A 26,466-nucleotide genomic window follows, 5' to 3' on the forward strand; every position below is an offset into this window, starting at 1 on the left:
ATCGAGACGTCAATAGGTTATGATTCATAAGCATACGGGAGGAGAAGGAATATGCACACGAAAGAAAGCTTAATGGAGCAATTGGAGCAGCTGGGCATAGACAGCCAGGGGACGCTGCTGGTTCATTCATCGATGAAAAGCATGGGGCCGGTCGAGGGCGGCGCGGATACGGTGTTGAATGCGTTGTCGGAATATATGAAGGATGGGCTGCTGGTATTGCCCACCCATACTTGGTCTTACATCAATGCGGATAATCCGAGGTTTTACGTGGACCGTTCGCCTTCCTGCGTCGGGATACTGCCCGAGCTGTTTCGCAAGCGGCCCGGCGTGGTGCGTTCGCTGCATCCCACGCATTCGGTGGCGGCATTGGGCCGGGAATCCGAAGCGTTCACAAGCGACGACCATCGCTTTGATACGCCATGCGCCAGAGGCTCCGCCTGGGGGAAGCTGCTCGACCGAAAGGCGACCATTTTGTTAGTCGGGGTTGATTTAAGGCGCAACACCTTTATTCATGGCGTTGAGGAATGGGTGGACATCCCGGGGAGGTTAACGGATGACCATGAGCAGCTGTACACGGTATTGCCGGATGGAACGGAAATTTCTGTGCCTTCCCGCAGGCATTGCGGGCTGTCGTGGTCGGAGCATTTCTGGAAGGTCGACGAGGTCCTAGAACGTGAAGGCGCGATGCACAAGGGGCAGCTTGGCGATGCCGTTGTAAGGGTGTGTGATGCAGCTGCGGTGGCGGAGATCATCACGGCGATGCTGAAGGACAATCCGGATTTGTTCTCGGATAACCATCCCTTGGATCATTGACGCGTCTGCATTAGAGATTGGATTAGGAGAGGGATATTTGTTGGCAAAAGACTCCCCGAGTTATTTATGAAAAAGAGCCATATTGTATTGTTCATCGGATTGTTATTAGTCATTTTATCCGGCCTGCGCGTGTTATGGATGGAGTTGCTCCCTCATCAAATGCAGGTGTCCATCAAGAACGGACAATTGGATTTGCGCCATTGGCATGCAGAAGACAGCGGCGTTCTCCTGCTTGATGGGGAGTGGGAGTTTTATCCCTCGGAGTGGCTGTCGGAACGCAAGCAGCATGGTGCAGGCGGTCCGGAGCCAAAGCTGCTTCAGGTCCCGGGGCAATGGGAGGAAGCTTTGCACCGTGAAGGTGAAGAGGGGACGCCGTATGGATTTGGGTCCTATCGCCTGCGTATTTTGGTAAATCCGGACAATGATTTGAATTATAGCGTTCGCTTGCCCAGCGTGCGGACTGCATCGGAAGTGTATGTAAACGGCCGGCTGCTTGCCAAATCCGGTCAGGTGGGGAAGACGAAGGAAGCATATACGGCGAAGAACCTCCCGTATTCCACAAGCTTTACGGCAGATGAGAACGGGGTCATCGAGCTGGTGGTTCAGGCGGCAAATTATGTGGATAGTCGAAGCGGCGGCATTGCCAGATCGGTTAAATTCGGCTCAGAGGAGGCCGTAGCACAGGAAATGAAGCTCTCCGTATCGATGCAGACGCTGGGAGCGGTCATATTTCTTATGCATTCTGTCTATGCGCTAATTTTGTTCTTACTGGGGAACCGGGAGAGAAGGCTGCTTTATTTTTCCTTACTGACGCTCTGCGTCACGCTTCCCAGCTTATTGAGCAGCGATGAGAAGCTGTTTCACCAATTGTTCTATATCGGCAGCGATTGGGATTTTCGGCTGACGAATGCCGCGGCGATCATCGGCTGCTACGCGCTGCTCCAATGTACGGAGCATCGGGAGCTCCCTTTTTGGAGAAGGGTGTATCCAGTTTATGCTACAGCGAGTTTGGGGACGGCCGCCGTTACGCTGTTTCTGGCTCCCCATCAGATCATCAAACTCTTTCCGGTTTATTATTTATTGGGCTGTGTTGCAACTGTTGTTGCGATCACCGCTATCTTTAAAAAGGTATTCAAGGATATCAAAAATCATCTGCTGCAGCTTTTATCGATGTTTGCGCTGGTTCACCATTTCCTGTGGACCTTATACTGGCGGGAGAGCGGCCTTAGCATCGCCCACTATCCGTTCGACCTGATCATTTCGATCGGATGCCTGGCCTCCGTATGGTTTCGGGATTATTTCCGTATGCATGCCCATACGAAGGAGATTGCCGCGACACTGCAGAGGGTGAACGATCAGAAGGATCAATTCTTGGCGAACACGTCGCATGAATTTAAAAATCCGCTCCACTGCATCCTTAACATGTCCCAATCGGTGTTGAGCAGAGAACGGGATGTACTGCAGAATCAAAGCATTAAAGAGCTTGAAACGGTGTTATCTGTAGGGCGCCGCCTGACGCTCATATTAAATGATTTAATTGATGGAATGAGTCTGCGGGAAGGCAATCCGCGTTTACAGAAATTGGTCGTATCGATTCAACCGATTGTGACCGGCGTCATGGATATGCTGCAGTGGAACGCGGATATGAAGTCTGTTCGAATCGTAAACCAGATTCCTGAAGATTTCCCTCCCGTCATTGCCGATGAGAACCGGGTCATTCAGGTCATGTTCAATCTGCTTCATAATGCGGTGAAATTCACGAACGAAGGCATCATTTCGATTCAGGCACATGCAGAGGACGGAAAAGCCTATATCGCCGTTGCCGATACGGGGATCGGAATGGATGCAGATATGCTGAAGCGCGTATTTCTTCCGTATGAGCAGGCAAGCGCCAGCGAGACGATGATTGAAGGCGGCTTTGGATTAGGCTTAAGCATAAGCAAGCAGCTGATTGAGCTTCATGAGGGGACGTTAGAGGCGTCCTCCGAATTAGGAAGAGGCTCGAAGTTTACATTTTCGTTAGAGTTGGCGGGGGTGGACGTGGAGAAAGAGGAGGTTCATACATCGTTTGAAGCATTGGCCGTACAGCCCTTGCCGATTGGGGAAACGGCGCGGACCGGTTTGGAGCTAGAAGAAATCATTCCATCCGCTTCGAGCCCGACAACGTTATCCGGCATGAGCGGTTATCGTCCACACCTGTTAATCGTTGATGACGACCCTGTCAATCTTCGAGTGCTGGAAGCGATCCTGCCGACAGGCGAATACGACCTTACGATGGCAACGAGCGGTAAAGAAGCGTTGGCTCTCCTGGATAGGAAGGAATGGGATCTGGTCATTACCGATATCATGATGCCGCAGATGTCCGGTTACGAGCTGACAAGGCGGATTCGGGAGCGGTTTACGCTCACCGAGCTTCCTATATTGCTCCTTACGGCAAGAAGCCAGCCGAATGATATTCAGAGCGGATTTATGGCGGGAGCTAACGATTATGTGACCAAGCCGGTGGAAGCATTGGAGATCAGATCGCGGATTCAGGCGCTGACAACGATTAAGCAGACGGTTCGAGAGCAGCTGCGATTGGAGGCGGCATGGCTGCAGGCGCAAATCCAGCCTCATTTCTTATTCAATGCGTTAAATGCCATAACGGCGTTAAGCGGCATTGATTTGGATAAAATGCGGGATTTGCTCGAGGAGTTCAGCCATTTTTTGCGGAGCCGATTCAGGTTCCAGGATACAGACGGCCTAGTTCCCATCGAAGAGGAGCTCAAGATGGTCCGATCGTATCTATATATTGAACAGGTCCGGTTCGGAGAGCGTCTGCAGGTTGTTTGGGAGATCGATGACCACAAGCCATTAAAAATCCCCTTCCTATCGATCCAGCCTTTAGTTGAAAATGCGATCAGGCACGGAATCATGAAGCGATCCTGCGGGGGAACGGTCCGGATCCGGATCTCGGTCCAGGCGGATGACGTCGAGATCACCGTTCAAGACGATGGCGTCGGAATGGACGAAGCTCAATTGCAGCGGATCCTGGAAAGGCGGGCAGAGCACGCCGGAGTCGGGCTAATCAATACGGATCTGCGATTAAAACGGCACTTCGGAACAGGACTGCTTATCAAGAGCACGTTGGGGGAAGGGACCGAGGTAACCTTCCGTGCACGTCTCTTCGCAAAGCCGAAGTAATATTCCTATAATTAACAAAGCCGCAGCACGGATGCTGCGGCTTTGTTATACAAGTCCCTCTGGCCCCTAATCCTCAAGCGGCAAGCAGATCGTGAACACCGAGCCCTCGCCGACCACGCTTTCCACCTCGATGAAGCCTTGATGAGCAAGGATATTATGCTGCGCAATCGCGAGGCCCAGTCCGGTTCCGCCGCCGGGACGAGCCCTGGAATGGTCCGCCCGATAGAACCGGTCGAAGATATGGGGAAGATCCGCCTCGGAGATGCCGGTGCCGTTGTCTTCAACCCGGATTCGGGCGTAGCGCTGCTGCCGGTCAGGCAGGTGCACCGTTTCCGCATGAATGCGGATGTGTCCGCCGGTCTTCGTATAGTACACGGCATTCGTCAGGATGTTGTACAGCGCCTGAAGAATACGGGATTTCTCCACCGAGACGGGGATCATCGGCTCTTCGGCATGCAAGGACAGCTGGATTTCTTTGTCCTCGGCCATGAACCGGGTTTTCGTCAGTAAGTCCTCCAGCAGCGCAACCAGGTTCTCCTCTTTCGGGTGCAGCTCCGTCATGCCGGCTTCAAGCCGGGACAGATCCAGCACTTCATGAACCAATCGCGATAACCGCAAAACTTCATCAAGAATCGAGGCTTGCTTCACGGCAGTGAGGGGAGAGCCCGTCTCGTGCGCCAGCTCCAATTCCCCTTGGATGATCATCAGCGGGGTTTTCAATTCATGGGCGACGTCAGACATCAGCTGTTTTCGGGTGCGCTCCGCCTCCGCGAGCGAATCGTTCATCTCAAGAAGGGCCTTGGAAATCGCGCCGAATTCATCCTTCCGATGCGCGGGTAAGACTATGGGTGCGCCGCCTTGTTTGATGGCCCCGATCCCGCTAATGATTTTGCGTATAGGGCTTGTCAGCCGCCACGACAACAACAGGATGATCAGCAGCGCGGCAATGCCGGTAATCAGCAGCGAAGCAATCCCGATATTCGGCAGCATGCCGTACCACATGGTTTTGAACTCGTAGATTTTGGACTGCCGCTCGTTCATTACATACAGTCTGCCGATCCTCTGGTCCCCCTGACCAAGCGCCAGCATGTAGCCGTCACCGCGGAGCTTATCTACGCTTAAACTTCCTTGCTGATATAAGGCCTGCTCCTCGGCGGACAACACGATTTCGACAAAGGGGGCAGCGGATTCAAAGCTTGCGCTTTCTACGTCCTCCCAAGAATTGCCGTGACTCCGGTAATATTGCTCAAACTCCATCCTCAAGGCTTCAAAGGCATCCTTCTCCTCCAGATATGCCAAATCGCGGGTGATATAAAACTGCACATGCGTGACGGCAAGCAGGACGAGCATAATCAACACGATCAATCCGCCCATCGACAGGGTCAGCCTGGTTTTAATTTTCATGTTCTGCCCCGAATCGGTAGCCGAAGCCGTAGACCGTCTGAATATAATCGGCCGCCCGGCCGTCCTTCTCCATCTTCTTCCGCAGCTTGCTAATATGGGAGTCTACCGTCCGTTCGTCGACGATGAATTCCTCCTCGAAGGCATGCCGCAGCAGCTGCATGCGGCTGTACACCCGCCCGGGCTTTGACGCCAGCAGGTGCAAGAGCTTGAATTCGGTCGGTGTGAGATGCAGCTCCTGACCGCCAATAAAAACCTGCAGGCTGCTCTCATCAATCGTCAGATCCCCTCTTCGAAGCACAGTATCGGCCTCGTCATTTCCTGTGTGGTTCATGCGCCGCAATAAGGAACGGATGCGCGCGGACAGCTCTCTCAAGCTGAAGGGCTTTGTCAGATAATCGTCCGCGCCCATTTCGAGGCCCACGATTTTGTCAGCCTCCTCCGACTTGGCCGTAACCATGATGATCCCTGGGGACCCTGACTGTCTAAGCTGTCGGCAGGTGTCCAGCCCGTTCAATTGCGGAAGCATCCAGTCCAAGATCACGATATCCGGTTTATGCTGCGCATACAGCTGCAGGGCGGTTTTTCCGTCCATCGCGGTCAGTACGTCATATCCCTCTGCTTGAAGGTACGATTCCATGAGCGACGCAATTTTTGTTTCATCCTCAACGATTAGCAATTTGATTCCCATTCCTACACTCCCAGACTTATCCATTTTGATAGCTACTTAAAGAATATGGGTGCTTTCACAATCTGTAAATACCTTCACCACAAGTTCGCAACATTTCGCTAGTAATATGGTCATCAAAGATAACGTTTGGCAGATGGGGACAAATGCTACAGGTCAACCATCAAGAAAAGGATACCGGGCGTGAGGCTTACGAAGCCCCGGTTAAAAGGAGTGAACAGCATGTTCGAAACCATATTCAGCATCATCATTACGGTCGTTATGACCCTGTTGTGGGGAATCGCCGCCATTGCGGCAGCAGGCCTTCCCTACTCCAAGTCAAGTCGAAGCCTGAATAATAAGAGCACATTCTTGCTCTGGGTGGCAGGCATTGCTTTTGTACTGAGCGCTGCCTGGTACGGAGTAATCACCCTCCAACTCATCAAGGACGGCTGGTTGTTTGTAGAGGGGACGGTCAAAATGCTCATCCCGTTGACATTGATTCCTCAGTTGTATATCGCTGGAGCGATTCTCCCCCGGTTGAAAAGCTTACGCAATGCCGGCGGAGAACCGCCGACGCCAGCAGCACTGGAAGCAGTGGCCCAGCCTTCCATATCAATATCCTTTTTAGCGGCTGCGCTCGTATCCGGCATCTCCGCGCTCAGTACGTTCTTTGTCCAGCCGGTTCTTCCAAGCCTATCTCAGATCGGCTCCCGCTACTTGGTGGTTGCGCTTCTATTGCTTGTGCCGGCGATTTTTGCAAATAGAAGATACTCGAAGTTGAAGCAGGGGAAACCACTTCGGCGCGGGCTTGGTGCCAGGCTTATAAGCTTTGTATCGGCAGGTCTGCTCACGGCCATGGTGGCTATAACCCTTCTGGTTGCCAACGTACTGGTCGGAGTCCAGGTCTCCAAGCTGCCGGAAGCCTCCGACATGATGAATCACGACTGGATTGACGAGGGAGGCGGCGCCCCTACGCTTATGTCGGGAAGCTCCAATCATCAGCAGCATCAAGCTCATCATGCGTCGGCTTCGGTCGATCCCAGCCAAGTCGAAGTAGCGTCGCTCACCGGGGATATTTCGGAGCCCGCCGATCGGACATTTGAGCTAGTGGCACAGCAGAAGAAGGTGACACTCGCTTCCGGGGCAGTCATCGATGCCTGGACATATAATGGAGAGATCGCTCCCGAGCTCAGAGTGAAGCAAGGCGAAATGATTGAAGTGAAGCTCGTCAATCAAGATATCGATCGCGGAGTCACCATTCATTGGCATGGCTATAACGTGCCGAATGCGATGGACGGCGTGCCGGGGATGACACAAAATGTCGTTAAACCCGGGCAATCATTCACTTACAAGTTTCGGGCCAATCAGGAAGGAACCTACTGGTTTCACTCGCATCAGCAAGCGGCGGAGCAAGTCGTGAGAGGGCTGTTCGGCACCCTGATCGTCGAGCCGAAACAGGAAACGGAAAGTTATGATGAAGAGATAACCTTGATTAACCATCAATGGGAGACCGACCAAGGCCGTCGGAAAGCATTTGGAAACCAAGACGAGTTCCAGTGGAAGCAGGTGAAGCCGGGGGATACCGTGAAGCTGCGGATCATCAACGCATATAACTATTCGGAAAAATTCCTGCTTCAAGGAACCGAATTCCGAATCACCAGTATCGACGGCATGCGGATTCAAGACCCCAAGCCCTTGTCCGACCAAACGGCTTTTCGGCTCGGGGCGGGGGGCCGATACGACGTGGTCTTCACGATGCCGGATCGTCCGGTCTTCTTTAAACTCGTCAATAGAAGGAACGAGGGCAACCCGGGAACCGTGTTTTATGCCGGGAGCCGTCCAGAGAGACCGGTCTTTCAGGCTGAATCTGCTGAGTTTGACCCGTCTGATTACGGGAAGCCCGTCATGAATGAGGTTACGGCAGAGGACAAATTCGATCGGGAATTCCATATGATTCTCGGCAACCGAATGGGATTTTACAACGGCCAGATTAATTTCCTATGGACGATCAACGGGGAGGTGTATCCCCGGGTTCCAACCTTCGTCGTCAAAGAGGGCGACAGGGTCAAAACGACGTTCGTGAATCGAAGCTTGGGCGAGCATCCGATGCATCTGCACGGGCATCATATGACGGTGCTGAAGAAGAACGGCAAGAAGGTGGCCACGCCGTGGCTGACCGATACGTTAAACGTCATGCCGGGTGAATCGTATGAGGTCGGCTTTATCGCGGATAACCCGGGCATGTGGATGGACCACTGTCATAACCTCGATCATGCGGCGACGGGGATGACGCTGCATCTCATGTATGATCATGTGCTTCCTTCTTATGAGGTAGGAACACGGTCAGGAAACATACCGGATTAGGGAATGGAACCGATCCATTGAGATAAGAAGAGGATTCTGCTTGAAACAGAATCCTCTTCTTCCTGTATTTCGATGATTGGCCCATCAGGATTTCCGCAAAGCCTCGAAGACTCGTTCAAATGCATCATTGCCGTAGCCTTCAGCGACTTGCTGCGCAGCAATAGCGTGCAGGGGCTTTAACCACTCTGCCGGGATATCCAGCTCCTTGCTGGCGCGAATAATGTGTTCCAGCCCTAATTTGTTGGTATTCAGGTTGGACACGTCGGTCGCGTAATTGCGCTCCTCGAGTGCACGTGCGCTATCGGGGTTGGTTATGCTTGGGGCAATTACATGGTTGACCCAATTCGTTGCAAACGGGAGGAAAGCTGTTGGCGATATGTTTGCCGTACTCAAGAAGGCGTGGGCATGGAGGTATCCGTACACGGATCCATACAGCATGGTGAGCAGCGCCAGATCGTACAACAATGGGGCACCATGATCATCGCCAAGATAAGCCGCATTGCCTCCGAAAACCCGTAACAGCGGCGCGTGAGCTTCAAAGAGAGTCTTGGAGCCTCCGTAGAAGATGAGGGTTTCCGGCAGCCCGATTAGCTGGGGTACTGCCATGATGGCTCCGTCGAGATATTCGACTTCTCGCTCAGCTGCCCAGATGGCTGTGTTACGAGCTTGGTCTGGAGTTCCACTCGTGAGGTTGACTAGGACTCGACCGGAAAGTTCATCGGTTAATGGGGAGAGCTGTTCATGCATAACTTCGTAAGTGGATAGGCATATGATCACCACGGGACTAGCCGCTACCGCATCAGCAAAGGTAGCCGCAAGCGCAGCACCTTTTGCAACCAGTCCATCGGCCTTATTCGCTGAGCGGTTCCAGACAGTTGTGGGGTGCCCCCCCTTCAGGAACGCCTCTGCAAGTGCCACACCCATATTTCCAAGGCCAATGACTGTTACCGCTGTACGGTCATGATTGATTATTTTGTTCATTTAACTTCGCTCCTTTCGATAATCACAACAAGCCAGAATTGATTATTCCATATGAGATCGCCCGTATCTCAAGGAATATTGCCTTCGAAATGGATTCTAAAGTATGACACTAATGTGAAGGTCAAGATTAAATTCAATACGGTGATAGCTGATGTGCTTGACGATCGGATGAAGCCATGTCAGTATGTTAGAGATTCGATTATGATCATGAATGGAGAATATGAACATTGTCTAACCTGCCTAATTGTCCGAAATGCAATTCCGAATACACGTATGAGGATGGAAGCTTGCTGGTGTGCCCGGAATGTGCTCATGAGTGGAGTCTGGGCTCCAGTCTCGAAGTTGATGAAGACGAAAAAGTCGTAAAAGATGCCAACGGCAATATGCTGCGGGACGGAGATTCGGTCACCGTCATCAAGGACCTGAAAGTAAAGGGAACGTCATCGGTCGTGAAGATCGGCACCAAGGTCAAAAACATTCGCCTGATCGACGGGGATCATAATATTGATTGCAAAATCGATGGCTTTGGAGCGATGAAGCTGAAATCGGAGTTTGTGAAGAAGGCTTAGGGGTCAGCTATTTTAACTTGATTCTTGGCAAGTGGACAGGCTTCGAAGCAGAAGTGAAACGGAGCAAAAGAGGATATTGAAGTTATTGATGTTATGCTGGACGATCCGTCGAGTTAAGAGGGAGAGTCATAAGATCCGAGAAGGGTCGGCTTAAGCTAGGAGAGTTAAAAAGGAGCTGCCGCGGCAGCTCCTTTTGCATTTTATTATGATCGAGCAATTAAGATGATCAGATAAATTTGATTAATACTTTTTGTTAAAAACCGAGCAGATAACATTCCCCAACCCCAACAATGTCTTGCCGATGATTACCCGCTTATTCCGGTGTCCCCTCCGTCACCCCATGCACATACGTCTGCCAAGGAGTATCCAATGCCCCTTGCCCCGGGTTATAGGTAAAGAAGTACTCGACCGTATCCCCGTGCTTCAGGTTATTGACAGGGTAAGTGTAGTTGCCGTTCCCCGTAGGGGTCATGGCTACGTTTAGCTGCACGCCGTTGTTGACCTTATAGTGCAAGTCGGCAAAGGTGGCGCCGTTAACATAAAACAGCAGGTCATTGCCGATTTTCTTCAATCCCTTCACCTCATCGCCGATGACGATGACTGTGGAAGGAGGCGGTACAACGGTGATGGTGGAGCTGGCGGTTTTATTGCCGTCGACGGTTGTCGCCGTGACGGTTGTCGTTCCCGGAGCGAGCCCGGTCACGAGACCGCTCGGACTTACGGATGCAATGCTGCCGCTCGCAACTGACCACGTTACCTGCTTATTCGTAGCATTCGACGGCGCTACATTGGCGTTTAGCTGAACGCTTTGCCCGACTTCCACCTGCGCCGTGTTTGGATTCACTGTTACGCCGGTAACGGGCACGTTTCCGGGATTCTGGCCCCCGCCGTCCCCTTCCTTGTACACCCGTACATAGTCCACCTGCATTGTTGCAGGGATATCAGACGGATCCGGGGTCCGGCCGCCGTCGAAGGTACCGCCGATCGCCAGGTTCATAATGAGGTAGAACGGCTGATCGAACGGGGCATTCGGATTGTTCGGCGCCGCTGCGGAATACCACTGATCCCGGGTCACTTTAAAGAAGAACTTGCCGTCTACATACCATTTAATATTGTCTTCTTCCCAGACGACCGAATAGACATGATAGTCATTGGCAAAGGTCTGCCCTTCCGGGAAGTGGTATTCGCCGGAAAGATGCCGGTTCGTCGGCCATTGCCCGCCGAAGTGAACCGCGCCGCTCGTCACGCCAGGTAAGCGTCCTCTTGCTTCCATCACATCGATCTCACCGGAGGATGCCCATGTTCCATACACATTATCCTGCGGAAGCATCCAGAGCGCAGGCCAGATACCGTTGCCGGTTGGCAGCTTGGCACGGAAGTCCACTCTACCGTACTTGAGGGAAAAATGATCCCTGGTGTTTATCTTCCCGGAGGAGTATTGTGCATACCGATTAGGATCCTGCGGGAAGGATTTTGGCTCGTTCAAGGCTCTAATATTGAGCTTTCCGTCCTGTACAAAAACATTTTGCGCACTATTGGTATAGTGCTGCAGCTCCGAGTTGCCCCAACCCCAGGTATTCGGATCATCATTGAGATAATACCCTGTTTCATAATTCCATTTGCTGTTATCCAGCGTCGTCCCGTTAAACTCATCCTGCCAGATCAGATTCATGCCCGCGATGGTTGGATCGCTTGGCGATCCGATCGGAATATCCTCCTGATCGGTGATATCCGGACGAGGAGCATCGGGATTCCCGATCAAGGTGTAGTTAACGTAATTGCTGCCCACGCTTCCACCTGCCTGCCCATTTAATGGATAGCCGATACGGATTTGCATGTCCTCTTGGATCGGCTGGAACCACAGACCATAGATATGATCGGCCCAGTACCCCCACTGATTGGCGGGGGACATGTTATTGTAGCCGTTCGCCGAGTATACAAATCCGCTCTGGCTCGAGTTGTCCAGATCCACCCACTGCCCGTTGATGTTAATCTGGTATACGAAATTGCCAAGCTCCGTGCCGATTGGCGCGCCTCCATCAATCTTGGGCAGCGGAATACCGATAGCGCCGCTCGCATCGGCTGTAAAGGTCGTTCCTTCATAAGGCGTAAGCACATATGAATTTCTTACGGGCTCGTTAAAGGTGATGGTATACACGATGTTAGCGGAAGAGGTCTTCGATTCCAATTTGACGTTGATCGACTCCGTGACGTTAAACCAGTAGCCGCCGCCTCCATCGGTGAATTGACCGAAGTTCTGATCATAGATCCAGCCGCTGGCGGCATTGTTGTCGATATCGATCCATTCGCTGCTGTTGACGGGCTTTACATACACCTTCAAATCGTCCGCGACGGCTTCATAGGTGATGGCTGGATCATTGTTAAAGATCGGATAGGTGAAGCCCGCACCGCCCGTAAAACCTGCTGTAATTTGCGGCCCTTGGGTCGGGGTCATTGCCGTGATGGTCGTTTTGTTGATGTTTTGAAAGACCAGCCTGTAATCCAGCGTCACCCCATTCGCTTTGGAGTACAGCTGAATCTCCGTTGTTGCGGAGAGGGTGAACCAATAGCCGGTAAAGCCGCCGTCGTTCCAGTGCCCCCAGTTCTGGTTATAGACAAAGCTGCCGACACTGTCGATATCAACCCAACTGCCGTTCACCTTCACCTTTACCCCCAGGTCTTGGGCAACATCATTCCAAGTGGCGGCGCCTCCGTTGAAGACCGGCATGACAAAACCATAGCTGGCCTGGCCAACCCCTGATTTTGTGATGACCGGTCCGTCTGCCGCGGAAAAGTAAGACATCGAGGTAATGGTGGTCCCAGCCTCTTCGGCTGCCTGAACCTTCGACGCCGGCATGAGACCGAGACTAACCAGCAGCACAATTGCCAAGAACAAGCCCAGGCCCTTACGCCTAAACCGCCTTTCCGTAGAGTGATAGTGAGATCGCTTCATAAATACCCTCCCTTAATCGTGGATTCTCCTGTTATAAGCACGCATCGGAAAACGCTTACAATAAGGAGCATCTTTATTCTATCGAAGATCATGAACCGATGAACAGGCACGATTTTTTTGGTAGGGTCTCATTATTTCGGGTGTCCGAACCATAGGTGAGATCAAGTTTTAACTATAGGTGGGCATAATGGAACCAGTGCTTGTTATCGGAAAGGAGGGGATTGCGTGTCTAAGGAAATGGGTCAATCCTGCGTCATCTTGCCAGAAGAGCAAGCGCCCGAGGATATGCAGCATTGTGAACGCTGCGAATTGTGCAAACAGCGGAATCGCATCATCTGGGGGGAAGGGAATCCGCAGAGCTCATTGATGTTGATTCTGGATAACCCGGGAGCCCGGGAGGATCGGGAAGGCAATCCGTTCTTGTGCGGGACCCGGGAAACCCTCCAACTCGGCATGAGGGAAGCGGGGATCGATATCCACTCGGTATACGTCACTTATTTGCTGAAACGCCGGCCAATCCGCGCTTACGATAAGCCTGCCACCCGTGCAGCATGCCTGCCGCATCTGCAGGCGCAGCTCCTTCAGAAGCAACCGCTTGTCCTATTTGGCTTTGGCAATGTCGTGGTTGAAGGATTATTCCCGGAGAAGGAGCATGCCACCGTCAAGGAGCTGCGGGGGAGCTGGCATGAGTTCCAGGGGATCCCGATCGGCTTCACCTATCACCCGCTGGCAGTAAGAAGAAGACCCAATTTGCTAAGGTTTTTTATCGAGGACTTGAAAGGTTTGAGGGAGAAGTGGGAGGAGGGGGAGGTAGATCATTTTAGCTTATATTAAAAGGGGAAGGGAAAATCGCTTCGGTTTCATCCCTTTTGATCAGTATTCTCACTGACAACGGAAAAGAAAAACCTTGAGGAATCTCTTCCTCAAGGTAAGAAGTAACTATTCGCAATAGATTGAAATGAACTGTATGGGTGCCTCTATTTCGTTCCAATCATCAATATCCTCTAATTCAAAACATACTCCAGGATATTCAGGTAGTTTGTACACATAGTCTTCTTTAACCCACTTAATACCTAAATCATTTAGGTCAGAGAGTGTACTTCCTATACCAATTTTTTTAAGGAATTTTCCCGTATACTCACCAAACACCGATATTTGGGTTACGTTACTTTGATCTTTATCAATCCAAAACTTAATAGAGTCTGTTGATATGGTAAAGTGATTGTCTAACTCTTCCTCAGTAAAATCAAGGTCTTTTATTTTTTCTTTTATTTCTTCAAGTCCGCACCCAAGTTGATAGGAGTCAACGCCAACACTGTTAATAATCATGTGTTAAAGTAACACCCCTTTTACTTATCGTAAAATTCCCTTTTGCTCTGTACAAATAAATGTCCTGTGTTTAGTCGGTTACTATGTTGTTACTCTAAATCCTCAAACCAACAATTAATAAATCTGATTTTGGGATGTACATAGATAACATCGTCGTTCCTATCATTTGTGTGAGCTGATGATTTATTGTTGTCCCATATCCAAACGTTACATAATCTCTTGAGCATATAATTTGCACTATCAGAGTTATAGGATTAACTGTAGTGACATCGATCACCGCCTTATACCATGTTTCAATCTTCCAGTATTGTTCACAAGATGAAACCTGGTATGTTGAAACTAACTCTGCTAATTCCGGTAATACCTCGTTAATTATTGCAGATGCCTCTTGTTCCGAATCGCTTTCAATGAATAAACTAATTTGAAGCATTATCTCCCCCCTTAAAGTTGAAAAGTAAAGCTGAATCCCCTCTGTAGGCAATTCAATCATTTGCTTTAGTCGCACCTTTTATTGTACTTGATGAAACATCTTTTGATGTATTGGCCTTCCCTATTTCCTGCACAATCCGCCCTGCCGCGCTAGGAGAATGTTCACGCACGTCCGGCTGCATGATCGGGGTTTAGGCTAGGCGAGAGCATAGTATGTAATTTTCAATTGCCGGGTTTTCGGAAAGGGTGTACACTGAGTGCCGAAGTGACCATTATAGAACAGGGTGTGTTTCATATTTTCAGACTGCGCCAATTCTATTTAAATCATTTGAAGCGAAAGATGTTCAACAAAATCGTTGTGCTGTATTCGACCGTCATGATCGTGCTGTTTGCGATTGCGGCAACGCTGGTTTATCAATACCAGACACAGCGCATACTCCGTGAGCAGACCGATGCGAATCTCAAATCCGCGCATGTGCTGAACATTTATTTGAGCCGGCAGTATGAGGGCATACAGAATATATTTCAGCAGATTTACGGAGATGCCACGCTGAGCGATGAGCTGATCTATTTTCTGAACCACGAATATGAGAGTTACCTGAAATACCGGCTGGATTTGTACACCAGAGCCGGAGAGCAGCGATTACGGTCTTTCAATACCTTGATAAGAAATTATCTGGAGCAGGAATCAAGCGCCAGATGCGTCTCGATCTACAGCTATCCGAACAATTTTTACATGCATATCAGCCGGACCAACCAGCAGTTGAATAATGATGCCGGTTCCAAGAACAAGTGGGAGACCTGGTTTGCCCGCCGGGAGCAGCACAGCTGGGATACCATGCCTCAGAATGAATCCTCGCCTTCATCCGGAGGCTCCAGTCCCGGATCGTATTCCTATTCGAGAGAGCTGAAGGATCCCTGGACCCTGAATCGGGTGGGGATGATGAATGTGGAGTTCGACGCCCGGCAAATTTCATCTTGGCTGGAGAGCCGAGCTTCGGTAAAAGGCCGGATTATGGTGTTGAACGCACAGGGAACGGTCATTTACGATTCGGAGGATGAGTATTACGGGCAAACCTATCCCTACCGCTTGGAGCAGGAAAAAGCCGGGGACTGGGTAGAGCTGGATGAACCCTCCAAAGTGAACATATTGAATGTCAGCAATGCGGGCTTGTCGGTGGTGGGGATTGTGTCGCAATCCCTGATCAAAGAGAGCACGGAGAGTTTAAGAACGGGACTGATTCTGGTCACCCTTCTGTTTATGGCGGCCAGTTTTGCAATTACCTTTACGATCATTCGCAGGTTCTCCAAGAAAGTGCAGCGGATTATCCGTTCGATGAACCGGATCGGCGAAGGCGATCTGTCGACGCGCATTCAGATGTCCGGCGAAGATGAGCTGCAGCAGATTTCCCGCCGGTTTAACGATATGGGCGACCGTTTGGAGCAATATATCGATAAAATGTATACCTCGGAAATCAAGCAAAAAAACGCGGAACTCGTTGCCCTGCAATCCCAGATTAACCCCCATTTTCTATACAATACGCTCGAATCCATTCGCATGAAGGCGTACTTTGTGGGCGCGAAGGAAGTGGGTCAGATGATATACAGCTTGTCGGTGATGTTCAAGAACATGGTGAAAAAAAGCACCGTGGTCACCGTTGAAGAGGAAATGGACATGTGTTCCGTTTACCTCGACTTGTTCCGCATTCGCTATGAAGGGCGGCTGGAGACGGAAATCGAGGTCGATCCGGAGATCCAAAATGCCAGCATCATCAAGCTGCTGGTCCAGCCAATCGTGGAGAACTATATCGTTCACGGATTTCGTCCGCTTGACGACGACAATAAAATTTCAGTCCATGCCCGCCGGGCAGGGGACCGGGTCGTGATCATCGTATCGGACAACGGAACGGGCATACCGGCGGAAAAGCTGACCCAAATTCGCAGCACGCTGGACAAGGTTCTCCAGCCTCCAGACAAGGGATACCGTTCGATCGGGCTGATGAACGTGCATGAACGAATCGTGCTGAACTACGGAAGTGATTACGGAGTGACCATCAACAGCACGGAAGGACAGGGAACCGAGGTCCGCATGGAAATACCGATGCTGCGCAAGGGGGAGACGACATGAGGAAGGTATTTTTTGTTGATGACGAGCCTTTGATTGCCCAGGGATTGGCCACCATCGTAGATTGGCAGAATTACGATCTGCATGTGTCAGGTTCGGCCAACGATGGGGTGCAAGCGCTTGAGCGGTTAAGGGAAGATCCTGTGGATCTGCTGATCACGGACATTATGATGCCCAGAATGAACGGGCTGGAACTGATCAAGAAGGTAAAAGAAATGCATCCGCGCACCAAATTCATTGTGCTGAGCGGTTACGAAGAATTTGAATATGTGAAGGTGGGGATCACGCTCGGCATCCAGAATTATATTCTGAAGCCGATCAGCATCGAGGAGCTGGAAGCGACGATTAAGCATATCCGCGGCGATTGGGAGCGCGAGGAATTGAGCCGGTTCCGTTCCGAGGAGGATTGGAGGATCCTGCGCAGCAATATTTTGCAGCGGTGGGTTAACGGCGAAATCAAGAGCTCGGAATTAAAACAGAGAGCTGAGCTTCTCGGAATTCCGCTCAATTATGCGTCTTACCAGGTTTATGTTCTGCGGCTCATATCCGACGAACGCCCGGTATCCCAGCTCTATCGCTTAACCAGCCTAGCCGATGAATGCAGCCGGGCTTTTTCGGAAGTGCTGGGGGGAGATCATGAGGTGATCTGTTTCCCTGATGCGGATGACGACATCGTTATGATGTCGGCCGCGAGGAATGAACGGAGGGACGCGGAGCGGGAGGGTATGAGAAATGCCATGGCCCGGCTGCGGGAGCTGACTGGCTTGCGCATTTGGTGCTCGGAGGGCAATGCAGGCTTCAATGATTTCAAAGATATTCAGGAGAGCTACAGGAAGGCGAAGGACCTCTTCAACGCCTGCCTGATTGCCGGAGATGACATGATCCTATATAGTTCGTCTGCGGAACCGGAGGCCGTTCAGGCTTCTTCGCCGTTCGCTCGTCCCGATACGTTCGCGAAGCTGCTGATCGAGGGAGACATTCCCTCCCTGCAGGCTTATATCGAGTCCGTTCTGAGCGGTGACAGCAGGGAACCGATGGTTCCTCGGGAGACCTGCTTGAATGCGGCAGTCCAGCTGATGGTCGCGGCGAAGGATATGGAGAAAAACCCCGATTACAGCGAGGTATTTACGCCAATGCACCGGATTAATACGCTCCAGGGGCTCCGAAATCATGTATGGCGCATCGTCGAGCGCAGTCTTGCGCGCCTGGAAGAAGCGGAGCAGGGCTATAGCCCGCATGTCTCGTTTCTTGTGGAGCAGGTGCAGCATCACTATCCGGAGGAGCTTTCCCTGAAGACGCTGAGCCAGCGGCTGCAGATGCATCCGAATTATTTAGGTCAGCTGTTTCAGCAGGAGGTCGGCGCCAGCTTCTCGGATTATTTGAACCAATACCGCATCGAGAAAGCCACGCAGCTCCTCTTGCATACGGATCAAAAGACGGCGGATATTGCATTCAGCGTGGGTTATACGGACAGCTCCTACTTTTATAGGCAGTTCAAAAAATATACCGGCGTATCTCCAACCGAGATGAGATCCATGTACCGGAACTAAATCGACCGGGAAACCATTTGCGACAGGCCCAGGGCGGATAACCCTTCGGCCTGTTTTTTGTTAAAACCCGACTTTTTGAACACGCACTTATAGGGGATTCTTTAATTTGTCCATCCCGTTCTAGTATTTTTCAACTTGAGCGCGATAGCGCTTACTTGGCACAATGATAGTAGTTAAGGGCAAGTGATAGAATAACGCATCGACAAAGATCATGGGGATCTTCTACTGCAGTCGCATCACTTGTATTTAACAGGGAAGAGGAGGAGTGCTCATGTCGGGGTTCATCAAAAAGGTCATACGCAACCGGTTTATGCTGCTGATGATCCTGCCCGGAACCATATGGTTTCTTATCTTTGCTTACTTGCCTATGTTCGGTACCGTTCTCGCGTTTAAGGATTTCCGTATTAGCCCGGACGGTTTTTTTGCCAGCGTGCTCAACAGCGAATGGGTAGGGTTCAAAAACTTCGAATATCTGTTTACAACCAATGATGCTTATATCATTACGAGAAATACGATTCTGTACAACCTGGCTTTTATTATCCTGGGCCTGGTCATTGCAGTGGGCTTTGCGATCATGCTAAGCGAGCTTGTCAACAAGCGTACGGCCAAGGTATATCAGACCGGCATGTTTCTGCCGCATTTTTTGTCGTGGGTTATCATTAGTTATTTTGCGTTCACTTTTCTTAGCGTAGACAAAGGGACGCTCAATCAAATCATCACTTATTTCGGGGGAGAGCCGATCAGCTGGTATTCGGAAGCGAAGTATTGGCCCTTCATTCTCGTTTTTGTCGGTATCTGGAAAGGCGTGGGTTACAACAGCGTTATTTACCTTGCGGCTATCACAGGGATCGACAAGTCTTATTATGAAGCGGCCGTGATCGACGGAGCCAGCAAGTGGAAGCAAGTGCGGTACATCACGATTCCGCTGCTGAAGCCGCTTATGATTATCCTGACCATACTCGCAATCGGCGGCATCTTCCGTTCCGATTTCGGATTGTTCTACCAGCTTCCGAAGGATTCGGGCGCGCTGTACCCGGTTACGAACGTCATCGATACCTTCGTCTACCGCGGGCTGATGAACATGGGAGACATCGGCATGAGTACGGCAGCGGGCTTGTACCAATCATTTGTAGGCTTGATTCTGATTCTGGTTGCCAACTATATCGTTCGTAAAATTGAAAAAGATCATGCGATCTTCTAATCCGAGGGAGGTGCACCATCATGTCGCAGCTATCCACGCAGCCTGCCGGTCAGCCGGCAAAGCGTTCAAGAAAGAGAGACTATAACGCCATCTCCCCATTGTGGAATACGATTTTCAATATCGTGATCGGCCTCTTCTCGTTTTCCTGTATCTTTCCGTTTCTATTTGTTATTATTATTTCCCTGACGGACGAACAGACGCTGGTTTCGGAAGGCTTCAGGCTGTTGCCAAGTCAGTTCAGCACGGCAGCGTATGAATATATTTTCGAAACGGGCAGCGAGCTTTTGTCCTCATTCGGCTTAACGCTTTTGATCACGGTGCTGGGGACGCTGGTGAGTCTGGCATTGGTTACGACTTATGCCTATGCATTGTCCCGTCGAAATTTTGAATTCAGAGGCTTCTTCAGCTTCCTTGCATTCTTCACCATGCTGTTCTCAGGCGGAATGGTGCCTGGTTATATCGTGATGACCCAGTTCCTGCATCTGCAGAACACCATCTGGGCGTTGATCTTTCCTTTATCCTTGAGCGCGTTCTCCATCATTGTCATGAGGACTTTCTTCCAGACGACGATTCCGGATGAAATTATCGAGTCCGCCAAAATCGATGGGGCCGGCGAGTTTCTGACCTTTATCCGAATCGTGCTGCCGGTTTCGCTCCCGGGGATTGCAACCATTGGTTTGTTCAGCTCTCTGGGGTACTGGAACGACTGGTTTAACGCCTTGCTGTATTATAACGATCCACAAGCGACGCCGCCGCTGCAGTTCATGCTGATGAAGATCGAGAAGAACATGGACTTTCTGACGCAGAATGCGCAGAATATCGGTTCCTTCGACGCAGCAGCAAGCCTGCCGACGGAGACGGTAAGAATGGCGATGGTCGTATTGGCGACCCTGCCGATTGTTATGGCGTATCCGTTCTTCCAGCGGTATTTTGTCCAGGGCCTGACGGTAGGCTCGGTCAAAGGCTAATTTCATAAGGTTGTACCCGCATCGCACACGGCCGGAGTAATCCGGCTTTCACGTCCGAGGTGTGTAAGCGGTGTCAATATAGCATTAACCATTAAGTGATACAGGGGGAAAACACATGTTTAAGAAAAAGGCTTCTATACTGTCCCTTGCTCTTGTGCTTTTGCTCACGGTCGTATTATCGGCTTGCGGCGGCAAGGAAGGCGCTAAGTCTGGCGAGCCCGCGAAGGAAGAGGCTGCCATTCAGAGCGACGGCACGGTGGATGCATCCAAGCTGGACCCGGTCAAGCTCAAAATGTACATGATCGGGCCTAACCAGAAGGATCTTCCTAAGGTTCAAGAGGAGATCAATAAATACCTGACGGAGAAAATCAACGCTACGATCGAGATCAATATGATCGACTGGGGCGATTACAGCCAACGGATGCAGGTTATTACCAGCTCCGGTGAGAATTACGACATCGCATTTACCAGCTCGTGGGCATTTGATTATCTTCCAAACGCGGCGAAGGGTGCCTTCAAACCGCTGAATGACTTGCTTGATCAGTATGGACAAGGCATCAAGGAAGCGCTGGATCCCCGTTTCTTGGAAGGAACGAAGGTGAATGGCGTGAACTATGGCATCCCGGCCAATAAGGAGCTGGCACAGCAGTTTGTATGGCGTTTCAACAAGAAGTATCTGGATAAGTACAACCTGGACATTTCCAACGTGACAACGCTTGAGGATCTGGAGCCGCTTTTGAAAACGATTAAAGAGAACGAGCCGGCGGATATTACACCGCTTGCCGTACCGAAAAGCTTTAAGCCGTACTTGCCGGTTGACTTCCCGCTTGGCGATGAAATTCCGATCGGGATGTATCTTGACACCAAAGACTTTAAATTTGTGAATTTGCTGGATACACCTGAATTGAAATCGGCTTTGGCCACGATGCGCAAATACTATAAAGCGGGTTATGTGCGCGAGGATGTAGCGACGCTGGACGGCATTGATAACATCAAGACCGGCAAATGGCTCGTGGACCGCGAGATTACGCAGCCATACGCAGAGCTTGGCTGGTCCAGAAACGCGGGATATGACATTGTGACGAGACCGATGCATGATCCGGTGATTTACACCAGCTCCGCAGCGGGTTCGATGATGGCGATTTCTTCGTACTCCAAAAATCCGGAGCGGGCCATGATGTTCTTGAACCTGCTGAACACGGATGAGAAACTGCGCAATATGATTCAATACGGTTTGGAAGGAACGCATTACAAGAAGCTTGAAGGGCCATACATCGAAGATATGCCTGCCATGCAGGAAAACTATGCAATGCCTGGATTTGCGCTCGGCAATATGTTCCTGACGTACCTTCATGAAGGCGAGCCTGAAGACAAGTGGGAAGCATTCGAGAAATTTAACAGCTCCGCTGTAGTAGCTCCTACATTCGGCTTTAACTTCGATACGGCTCCGGTCAAAACAGAAGTTGCGGCCGTGACGAACGTAGCGAAGGAATTCATCCCTGCACTGTATACCGGCTCCATCGATCCTGACGAATACTTGCCAAAAGCAAAACAAAAGTTCCAGGATGCTGGAATCGACAAAGTTATCGCTGAGGCTCAAAAGCAGTTCGATGAGTGGAAGGCAGCACAGAACAAGTAAGGCATAAAAAGTGGCTGAAGAGTAGAAACGGCTGATGATTATAGCCGTTTCTCTCTATTTATCATCACGCTCCTGTAAAATACTAGAAAAACTGCATGACCATTATCCGTATAGGAGGTTTTTTTGAGTGAAAAAAATCAAACCGGGTTATTTTACTAAAGCTCAGTGGAAGCGAAGAATGACCGTATGGATGAGCACAGCCGTGCTGGCAGCATCCCTGGCGGGTTTTGCCGGAGAAGCCGAAGCAGCGCAGCCTCATTCGTCCTATTGGTATCCGAACACGCTGCTGGAATGGTCGCCGTCGGCCGATAAGGATGCGCTTTTTAACCGGGGAACGGTGAAGCTGGAGACCAAGCGGGTTCAGGGCCATAAGGTCAACAGCCATGCCAAGGAGGAAGTGAAGGTACTATCGATTGCTTCCATGTATCCAAGCACAAGCGGTGCTCCTTCCCAAGGCTCGGAGAAGTTCCATACGTATACGTTCAGTAATTGGCAGTATATCGACAAGCTGGTAATGTGGGGCGGCTCGGCAGGTGAAGGCTTGATCGTTCCGCCAAGCGCCGACGTGATCGATGCAGCCCACAAGAATGGCGTGCCTGTATTTGGAACCGTTTTCTTGCCGCAAACCGAGCATGGAGGCAAAATCCAGTGGCTGCATGATCTGTTACAGCAGCGGGAGGACGGATCCTTCCCGGTTGCAGACAAACTGATTGAGGTTGCTGCATATTACGGATTTGACGGCTGGTTCATCAATCAGGAAACGCAAGGCGGAACGCCTGAGGATGCCGCCAAGATGGCTGAATTTTTAACATATCTTCAGCAGAAGAAAGCACCGGGCATGGAAGTGATCTGGTACGATTCCATGATCAAGGACGGGCCGGTGAAGTGGCAGGGGGCTTTGACGGACCAGAACAAGATGTTCTTCCAGGCGGGAAATCAGCGCGTTTCCGACAATATGTTTATCGATTTCCGCTGGCAGTTCAAGGACGAGAAGAACGGCAAATACGATTATATCACGCCATTCTTGAACTCCCCGGCGAAGGCGGCCGAGCTTGGCCGCAGTCCGTATGATCTGTACGCCGGCATCGATGTGGAGGCAAACGGCTACGAAAGCAGGTTCAATTGGCCGGTCGTGTTCCCGGAAGGCAAGAAAGCGACCACTTCCCTCGGCATTTACCGTCCGGATTGGGCGTTCAACAGCTCTGAGACGCATGAGGAATATATGAACAAGGAGCAGATTTTCTGGGCTGGGCCCCGCATGAACCCGGCGAATACCTCCCAGCCTGAAGGAAGCGACCCGCTCGCCTGGAGAGGGATTGCCCATGATGTCGTTGCCAAAACGGTGCTTACTGATTCCGAGTTCGTCACCCATTTTAATACGGGGAACGGCCATATGTTCGCGGTGGACGGCAAAGTGATGCGGAGCAGCGATTGGAGCAACCGGAGTCTGCAGGATATTTTGCCGACCTGGCGCTGGATCACGGAAACCAACGGCAAGGGCGAAGCCCTCAAGCCTGGATTTGATTTCAGCAAATCCTACTACGGAGGCAGCTCGCTTCAGGTAGAAGGTCCCGTTAGCAAAGGCTCCTCTACCCATGTCAAGCTGTATAAGGCGAATATCCCGGTAGAAGCGACGACGGAAGTATCGCTTGTTTATACGGACAATGCGAAGGACGCCAAGGTGAAGATCGGGCTGGCCTTCTCCGATGCGCCGGATGACTATGTGTTCTTCGAGCCGGCCAAGTGGACCCAAGCAGGCGCGAATCAGGATTGGAAGCAGGGAAGCGTCAGACTGAACAAGTTCAAAGGACGTACGATTGCGGGAATTTCGCTTCAATTCGAATCCGCGGCGGATATGGCCAATTATCAGGCCAATATCGGCAAACTGGCCGTTACGCAGGTGAATGACAAGGCGAAGAAGCCGCATCAGGTGACCGATCTGGAGGTGATCGAGAACGACTTCCGCGACGGAATCTATGGGGATGCGCGGTTGTCCTGGAAGGCACCGAAACAGGCGGAGGACGTAATGTATTATCAGGTGTACCGGGTTCATCCGGACGGCAAGTACGAGTTGATGGGCATGACGGGCAACACCGTTTATTATGTGCCTGAAATGAAGCGTCTGCAAAAAGAGCAGTCTACCAAAATGGTCGTGATTCCGGTGAACCGCCATTATGAACAAGGAAAAGCAGCGTCCGTAAGCTTTGACTGGCCGGAATACCCGAAGCCGACGGCAGCCTTCAAGGCGGATAAGACGCTGATCGCACCGGGAGAATCGGTACAATTCACGGATCTTTCATCGGAAGTCACAGAGTCCTGGAGCTGGAGCTTCCCGGGCGGACAGCCGGCGTCCAGCACGGAGCAGAATCCTAAGGTGACCTATCCGGAAGAAGGAACGTTCGAAGTGACGTTAACCGCTAAAAATAGCATTGGCGAGGACGTGGTTCGGAAGAAGCTCATTACGGTTACACGAGAAGCGGAGAATGGCGTTGGCAATCTTGCCCTTGGCAAGCAAACGTCAGCATCCAGCTTCGTGAACGAGAAGGAAGCACCTGCATTTACGGTTGACGGTAATGCCGCCACCAAATGGTGTGCGGTCGGAGACGGGCCACATTCTCTGACGGTGGATCTCGGAGCTGAGCACAAGATCAGCGAATTCGTGATCAAGCATGCGGAGGCGGGAGGCGAGCCGGCCGCATTCAACACGCGGGCATTCACCGTACAGGTAAGCTCGGACGGCAAGGAATGGAAGGATGCGGTTTCGGTCAAGGACAATACGGAAGCGGTCAGCAGCCATGCCATCGAGCTTACCTCCGCACAGTACGTTCGTCTTCAAGTCGAGAAGGCGACACAAGGCGGGGATACGGCCGCGCGGATTTATGACTTTGAGGTATTGGGCTTGAAATAATATGAATGAGCAAAAGAGCGTTTCCCTAAAGAGGGGAACGCTCTTTTTTAAGCTGCCGGCCAAGTTTATTTCATCAAGGTCTCCATTAGCACAACGAGCTGCTGGCAGGAAGTTCTCTGCCTGTACATGGAAGCGTAATGCGCTAAGGGGGTTTAATCAATGGGTATTATAAGAGCGGGGGACAGGTACAGCAAGTGTGTGAAGCATCGGCTCCTGAGTAGGTAACAGGGATGCTTGCCACTCACAAGTAAATCCTCCGAGCCTCCTCATCGAAGAATTCAATCACACTCCCATAATCGGCAATATCGATCCGGTTCTGCCGCATGATCTTCTGAAGAAAGATGGTATCCGCGAAGATTTTATTTAGAATCGTCTTGCACCATGCCGGAGTGCCTCTAAAGTAGTCCACCAGATGATGAATTTCATCAAACTCAAAATAAAGAACATAGCACACGTAATTCTGCAGCAATATGCTGAAGCAATGATCACGATATGGGATAGAGCGAGTGCCTGCGAGAGCATCTCTCATGATGTCGAATACCGTTGATTTATTTTCCGAGTACATATGGAGCATCTCGTCCACATCATTGATCAGTCGGAGTGCAGCCTCGAAGCCTTCTTCCGGGGGCAAGACCAGCTTGGTCGACTTTCCCTCGATGGACCTAAGCAGCTCAATCGTTAGGTTTTTGCAGGCGGCGATTTCATGGGGAGCTATCATTAATTGATCGCGATGCTTATCGAAATGCTCGATGTAGTAATCATGGTACGCCGAGAAATATGGCTCGATGTGGATGCCGGTTTTCGTATGAACCAAATCCTGACCGTGGAATGAAAAAGCGTAAAGCGTCTCCTCGTTCACCGGGTGGGCATACAGGTAGAAAAAGAGGAAAAAGTCCCTTAATTGAAGCTTCTGTTCATCGCTCAACCGGGAGACACCGTTTAATTGAGACAACTGGAAGTAACAATAATTCTTCATCAAATCATTCATGGCGTTGTACGGATTGCTTCGAACAATGGATGTCGTCGAGTTGATGGTAAACAACAGATAATAGAGTATCTGTTCATCGTAGACGTCCAGCTGCTTAAACGTGTCCGCGAGCACAGGCTTCCAATCCGGGCTCGCAGCATATTGGGGATCTCCCGGCTGTAAATCATACGCCCATTCAACAAAAGCCTGACCGTTGCGATCGACAAAGAATAACGCTGCTCTTTCGTCTTCCAGAACGCCATATTCAAAGCCAACGGTCTGTACCGACGGCAAGCCTCTGTTGAATTTTATATTTAAATATTCATGAAATAGGAGCTGAAGCTTCATTCATCTTACCCTCGATTCTTATCCATTTATTATGGTTAACCGGATGATCTTCAGCCAAGGGCTAGGTA

At 50.9% G+C, this 26,466-nt stretch carries 18 protein-coding genes; 11 read left to right on the forward strand and 7 right to left on the reverse strand.

Translation table 11 applies throughout. From position 1 onward, the window contains the following. The first annotated feature begins 51 nt into the window (after window positions 1-51). Together NST44_RS05940 and NST44_RS05945 are read left to right on the forward strand one after the other, a co-directional pair. Window positions 52-813: an AAC(3) family N-acetyltransferase gene (locus NST44_RS05940; RefSeq protein WP_340898314.1), complete on the forward strand. Its 762-nt coding sequence runs from the start codon at window positions 52-54 to the stop codon at window positions 811-813. A gap of 66 nt (window positions 814-879) precedes the next feature. Then, the gene (locus NST44_RS05945) at window positions 880-3,996 is read left to right on the forward strand and encodes a hybrid sensor histidine kinase/response regulator (protein ID WP_340898316.1); all 3,117 of its coding nucleotides are present in this window, start codon (window positions 880-882) and stop codon (window positions 3,994-3,996) included. A 66-nt stretch (window positions 3,997-4,062) separates the two neighbouring features. Here the strand turns inward: NST44_RS05945 and NST44_RS05950 are convergent, their stop codons facing one another. After that, the gene (locus NST44_RS05950) at window positions 4,063-5,400 is read right to left on the reverse strand and encodes a sensor histidine kinase (RefSeq protein WP_210094116.1); all 1,338 of its coding nucleotides are present in this window, start codon (window positions 5,398-5,400) and stop codon (window positions 4,063-4,065) included. After that, window positions 5,390-6,088 carry a response regulator gene (locus NST44_RS05955; protein ID WP_007129092.1) on the reverse strand — a complete coding sequence of 233 codons (699 nt, stop codon included), beginning with the start codon at window positions 6,086-6,088 and terminating at the stop codon, window positions 5,390-5,392. Before NST44_RS05955 ends, NST44_RS05950 begins: the two co-directional genes overlap by 11 nt. A gap of 219 nt (window positions 6,089-6,307) precedes the next feature. Here NST44_RS05955 and NST44_RS05960 point away from each other — a divergent pair, with 219 nt between their 5' ends. Further along, window positions 6,308-8,431, forward strand: a complete 2,124-nt coding sequence (locus NST44_RS05960) for a multicopper oxidase family protein (protein ID WP_210094115.1) — start codon at window positions 6,308-6,310, stop codon at window positions 8,429-8,431. 84 nt (window positions 8,432-8,515) lie between these two features. Here the strand turns inward: NST44_RS05960 and NST44_RS05965 are convergent, their stop codons facing one another. Further along, the gene (locus NST44_RS05965; RefSeq protein ID WP_210094114.1) at window positions 8,516-9,412 is read right to left on the reverse strand and encodes an NAD(P)-dependent oxidoreductase; all 897 of its coding nucleotides are present in this window, start codon (window positions 9,410-9,412) and stop codon (window positions 8,516-8,518) included. 227 nt (window positions 9,413-9,639) lie between these two features. Between NST44_RS05965 and NST44_RS05970 the strand changes: the two genes are divergently transcribed. Next, complete coding sequence (locus NST44_RS05970) at window positions 9,640-9,981, forward strand: zinc ribbon domain-containing protein YjdM (RefSeq protein ID WP_007129088.1); 342 nt, start codon at window positions 9,640-9,642, stop codon at window positions 9,979-9,981. Window positions 9,982-10,294: 313 nt separating this feature from the next. On the opposite strand, the gene NST44_RS05975 is transcribed toward NST44_RS05970, so the two are convergent. Continuing rightward, window positions 10,295-12,934 (reverse strand): family 16 glycosylhydrolase, encoded by a 2,640-nt coding sequence (locus tag NST44_RS05975; RefSeq protein WP_340898322.1) that lies wholly within the window; start codon window positions 12,932-12,934, stop codon window positions 10,295-10,297. A gap of 237 nt (window positions 12,935-13,171) precedes the next feature. Here NST44_RS05975 and NST44_RS05980 point away from each other — a divergent pair, with 237 nt between their 5' ends. After that, window positions 13,172-13,768 carry a uracil-DNA glycosylase gene (locus tag NST44_RS05980; RefSeq protein ID WP_445670724.1) on the forward strand — a complete coding sequence of 199 codons (597 nt, stop codon included), beginning with the start codon at window positions 13,172-13,174 and terminating at the stop codon, window positions 13,766-13,768. 105 nt (window positions 13,769-13,873) lie between these two features. Here NST44_RS05980 and NST44_RS05985 read toward each other — a convergent pair whose 3' ends face one another. Further along, entirely contained in the window at window positions 13,874-14,263 is a 390-nt protein-coding gene (locus NST44_RS05985; protein ID WP_210094106.1) for a hypothetical protein, read from the reverse strand. 94 nt (window positions 14,264-14,357) lie between these two features. Beyond that, complete coding sequence (locus NST44_RS05990; RefSeq protein WP_210094105.1) at window positions 14,358-14,753, reverse strand: hypothetical protein; 396 nt, start codon at window positions 14,751-14,753, stop codon at window positions 14,358-14,360. A 204-nt stretch (window positions 14,754-14,957) separates the two neighbouring features. Here NST44_RS05990 and NST44_RS05995 point away from each other — a divergent pair, with 204 nt between their 5' ends. The 6 genes from NST44_RS05995 to NST44_RS06020 all read left to right on the forward strand — a co-directional run bounded on the left by NST44_RS05995 (window position 14,958) and on the right by NST44_RS06020 (window position 25,083). Beyond that, on the forward strand, window positions 14,958-16,820 hold the full coding sequence (locus NST44_RS05995; RefSeq protein ID WP_210094104.1) for a histidine kinase: 1,863 nt from the start codon (window positions 14,958-14,960) through the stop codon (window positions 16,818-16,820). Beyond that, window positions 16,817-18,367: a response regulator transcription factor gene (locus NST44_RS06000; protein ID WP_210094103.1), complete on the forward strand. Its 1,551-nt coding sequence runs from the start codon at window positions 16,817-16,819 to the stop codon at window positions 18,365-18,367. Before NST44_RS05995 ends, NST44_RS06000 begins: the two co-directional genes overlap by 4 nt. A 271-nt stretch (window positions 18,368-18,638) precedes the next feature. Beyond that, on the forward strand, window positions 18,639-19,568 hold the full coding sequence (locus NST44_RS06005) for an ABC transporter permease (protein ID WP_213616817.1): 930 nt from the start codon (window positions 18,639-18,641) through the stop codon (window positions 19,566-19,568). Window positions 19,569-19,588: 20 nt separating this feature from the next. Then, on the forward strand, window positions 19,589-20,536 hold the full coding sequence (locus NST44_RS06010) for a carbohydrate ABC transporter permease (protein WP_213616819.1): 948 nt from the start codon (window positions 19,589-19,591) through the stop codon (window positions 20,534-20,536). Between the two features lie 115 nt (window positions 20,537-20,651). Beyond that, window positions 20,652-22,175 (forward strand): ABC transporter substrate-binding protein, encoded by a 1,524-nt coding sequence (locus NST44_RS06015; RefSeq protein ID WP_007129076.1) that lies wholly within the window; start codon window positions 20,652-20,654, stop codon window positions 22,173-22,175. A 127-nt stretch (window positions 22,176-22,302) separates the two neighbouring features. Beyond that, a complete protein-coding gene (locus tag NST44_RS06020; protein WP_340898328.1) occupies window positions 22,303-25,083 on the forward strand; it encodes an endo-beta-N-acetylglucosaminidase in 2,781 nt (926 codons plus the stop codon). A 241-nt stretch (window positions 25,084-25,324) separates the two neighbouring features. Here NST44_RS06020 and NST44_RS06025 read toward each other — a convergent pair whose 3' ends face one another. Continuing rightward, the gene (locus tag NST44_RS06025; RefSeq protein WP_210094101.1) at window positions 25,325-26,398 is read right to left on the reverse strand and encodes a hypothetical protein; all 1,074 of its coding nucleotides are present in this window, start codon (window positions 26,396-26,398) and stop codon (window positions 25,325-25,327) included. Window positions 26,399-26,466 lie beyond the last annotated feature (68 nt).

Origin of the sequence: Paenibacillus sp. FSL W8-0919 (assembly GCF_038003785.1) — a bacterium.
GTDB classification, from domain to species: domain Bacteria; phylum Bacillota; class Bacilli; order Paenibacillales; family Paenibacillaceae; genus Paenibacillus_AQ; species Paenibacillus_AQ lactis.

What these genes read in the sequence shown, in the direction of transcription:
- NST44_RS05940 (WP_340898314.1), top strand. Translation starts at nt 52, where the DNA reads ATGCACACGAAAGAAAGCTTAATGGAGCAATTGGAGCAGCTGGGCATA.
- NST44_RS05945 (WP_340898316.1), top strand. Translation starts at nt 880, where the DNA reads ATGAAAAAGAGCCATATTGTATTGTTCATCGGATTGTTATTAGTCATT.
- NST44_RS05950 (WP_210094116.1), bottom strand. Translation starts at nt 5,400, where the DNA reads ATGAAAATTAAAACCAGGCTGACCCTGTCGATGGGCGGATTGATCGTG.
- NST44_RS05955 (WP_007129092.1), bottom strand. Translation starts at nt 6,088, where the DNA reads ATGGGAATCAAATTGCTAATCGTTGAGGATGAAACAAAAATTGCGTCG.
- NST44_RS05960 (WP_210094115.1), top strand. Translation starts at nt 6,308, where the DNA reads ATGTTCGAAACCATATTCAGCATCATCATTACGGTCGTTATGACCCTG.
- NST44_RS05965 (WP_210094114.1), bottom strand. Translation starts at nt 9,412, where the DNA reads ATGAACAAAATAATCAATCATGACCGTACAGCGGTAACAGTCATTGGC.
- NST44_RS05975 (WP_340898322.1), bottom strand. Translation starts at nt 12,934, where the DNA reads ATGAAGCGATCTCACTATCACTCTACGGAAAGGCGGTTTAGGCGTAAG.
- NST44_RS05980 (WP_445670724.1), top strand. Translation starts at nt 13,172, where the DNA reads ATGGGTCAATCCTGCGTCATCTTGCCAGAAGAGCAAGCGCCCGAGGAT.
- NST44_RS05985 (WP_210094106.1), bottom strand. Translation starts at nt 14,263, where the DNA reads ATGATTATTAACAGTGTTGGCGTTGACTCCTATCAACTTGGGTGCGGA.
- NST44_RS05990 (WP_210094105.1), bottom strand. Translation starts at nt 14,753, where the DNA reads ATGATTGAATTGCCTACAGAGGGGATTCAGCTTTACTTTTCAACTTTA.
- NST44_RS06000 (WP_210094103.1), top strand. Translation starts at nt 16,817, where the DNA reads ATGAGGAAGGTATTTTTTGTTGATGACGAGCCTTTGATTGCCCAGGGA.
- NST44_RS06005 (WP_213616817.1), top strand. Translation starts at nt 18,639, where the DNA reads ATGTCGGGGTTCATCAAAAAGGTCATACGCAACCGGTTTATGCTGCTG.
- NST44_RS06010 (WP_213616819.1), top strand. Translation starts at nt 19,589, where the DNA reads ATGTCGCAGCTATCCACGCAGCCTGCCGGTCAGCCGGCAAAGCGTTCA.
- NST44_RS06015 (WP_007129076.1), top strand. Translation starts at nt 20,652, where the DNA reads ATGTTTAAGAAAAAGGCTTCTATACTGTCCCTTGCTCTTGTGCTTTTG.
- NST44_RS06025 (WP_210094101.1), bottom strand. Translation starts at nt 26,398, where the DNA reads ATGAAGCTTCAGCTCCTATTTCATGAATATTTAAATATAAAATTCAAC.